This window comes from Kitasatospora sp. NPDC001225, from assembly GCF_053597855.1.
Genome location: NZ_JBSFJC010000376.1, coordinates 1 through 2,180, shown reverse-complemented (window position 1 = coordinate 2,180; position 2,180 = coordinate 1). Strand labels below are relative to the sequence as shown.

Annotated in this window: 1 protein-coding gene and 1 pseudogene; one reads left to right on the top strand and one right to left on the bottom strand. The window is 72.6% G+C overall.

Features of this window, described 5'->3' with window-relative positions; all coding sequences use genetic code 11:
• Positions 1–141: 141 nt before the first annotated feature.
• Positions 142–1,896 carry an ALF repeat-containing protein gene (locus ACWDCZ_RS40615; RefSeq protein ID WP_449818626.1) on the bottom strand — a complete coding sequence of 585 codons (1,755 nt, stop codon included), beginning with the start codon at positions 1,894–1,896 and terminating at the stop codon, positions 142–144.
• Between the two features lie 190 nt (positions 1,897–2,086).
• Here ACWDCZ_RS40615 and ACWDCZ_RS40610 point away from each other — a divergent pair.
• Positions 2,087–2,180: pseudogene (locus ACWDCZ_RS40610) on the top strand (peptide-methionine (S)-S-oxide reductase); the annotation flags it as partial.

Here is a 2,180-nt window from a genome sequence, read left to right as displayed (position 1 = left end):
ACCACACCCCGCCCCATGTCATAACCGCCCACCCCCCCGCGTTCCGGTTGTGGTCCCGGCGGCGGACGGTGGAACCACAGCCACTGTTCTCTCACGGCCATTCGAACACGGCCGATCACTCACTGCCTAGCGATCACCTGATCAGTCGTCGCTCGAGAACCAGCTGACGACGGACGAGACGGCACTGTGTCCGGCCTTCACCAGCCTCTCGCCGACCTTCTCGGTCACCTTCACGCCGAACTTGGCCGCTTCCGCCGCGCCCTTCTCGATCGCGCCGACCACTCGGCCACCGATCAGGGAGAGGCCGACGGATGCCACCGAGCCGATGAACTTGTCGCTGCTGAAGCCGTAGCCGATCCCGGTGTACAGGGCCGAAGCCACACCCGTCACCAGCGAGAACGTGCCGACGGCGGCCGCGAAGGGCTGACCACCCGGAATGAGCATCAGGCCGGCCGCGACGAACCCGCTCCAGGTGCTGACACTGCCCAGGAAGTCTCCGTAGTCCTTGAACAGCTGCTTGTCGTCCTTCGGCGGAGAGCCCGGAGCGGGCTTCTCGGGAGCCGGAGCCGGAGTGGTCACCTTGTCGTTGGCCGGCGTGTTCACCGGGTCGACGTGGTTGGCCTCGTTGGCCTTCGCCTGGGCCGCCGCGGCGGCGGCAGCGGCGGCCTGCTCCTGCGCCCGCTTCTGGGCGGCGATGGCGTGGGCGTCGCTCGCGGCCTGCGACGCCGTGGCGGCGTCCTTGCCCGCCGCGCTCGCGCTGGCCGCGGCCTGCGCCGCCGAGGCCCTCGCGCTCGCCGCCGAGTTCACGGCCTGGTTCGCGGAGGTGGTCGCCTGGGTGGCCGAGTAGTTGGCCTGCCGGTTGGCCGTCTGCGCGGTCGCCGCCGCACTCTTGGCCTTCTGCGCCGAAGCGGCGGCGGCTGCCGCGGAGGCGTCGGCGGCGGCGGACTTGGCCTTGGCGTCGTCCGCGTACCCCTTCGCCTGCTGGGCCGACTGCCCTGCCAGGCTCGCCCAGTGCGCGGCCTCATCCGACGCGTGGCGCGCGTCCGCGGCGATCTGGTACGCCCGCTGGGCGCTCTCACTCGCGGTGGCCGCGTCCTTCGCGGCGTTGGCGATCATGCTCAGCACGGACGACACGTGCGCGTCGGTGTCCGCGTCCTTCTGCGCCGCCGTGAACTGGGTCTTGCGGACGAACTCGTGCTGCATCCAGGCCGGTCCGGCCAGGGCGACCGCGCCCGCGGCCTTCACGTTGGGCCCGCCGCCGTCCGTGGCGACCACCACGGCCACCCGGTCGTCCTCGGCCAGGGCCTTGGCGTAGCCGTTGGACAGGAAGGCGGCCAGGACCGACACCCGGCCGTCGGCCAGTGCCGCGCCGCCGTCCCGCTGGACGGCCTTGCCGCCGTCCGAGACCAGGGAGACGGTCCGCACCCGCAGGTCCTCGGCCTGGGCCTGGAGCGCCCCGCCGCTGAGGAACTTCTCGACCGCGGTCGGGTCGGTGCTCGCCAGCGTCTTCTGCGCCTCGGTCGCCAGCTTGGCGTTCGCGATGCTCGTGACGGCCAGGATCTTCTCCCGGTCGTCGAGCTGAAGGCTGCGCTGGTAGTCCGACTTGGCCCAGGAGACCACGGCCTCGTCGGTGCCGGAGAGCGCGGCCTGCGCCGACGCCCGGGTCCAGGAGCCGGTGGACTTCAGCAGGTTGACCGCGGCCTTGCGGCCGGCCTGGGCGGCCGTCGCCGTGGCGGTTCCGGTCGCCGCGGCCTGCTTGACCAGGTCCTTCGTCGCGGCGTCCTGCGAGGCGGCCTCGGTCTGCTGCTGGTTGAAGTCCGCCTGGGTGGCCTGATCGTCCTTCAGCAGCAGGTCGGCCTGGGTGACACCGAGCTGCTTGTCCGACTCCAGCTGCACGGCCTCGGCGTCACGGGCCAGCTTCTCGAGCGTCTGGGCCTTCGCCACCGCCGAGGCCGCGGTCTCGGCGGCGACAGCGGCGGCGTCCGCGTGCTGCCCCGCGATCTTCGCCCAGTCCTGGGCCTGGCCAGCGGCGGCGGCCGCGGCGTCGGCTGCCGCGGCGGCCTTCTCCGCGTGGTCGGCGGTCCGGCGGCTGCTGAAGACCTTCTGGGAGGCGCACGACCCGACCCAGGGCAACCGCCAGGGCAACGACGTGGGCACCCAGTACCGCTCCGCCGTCTACA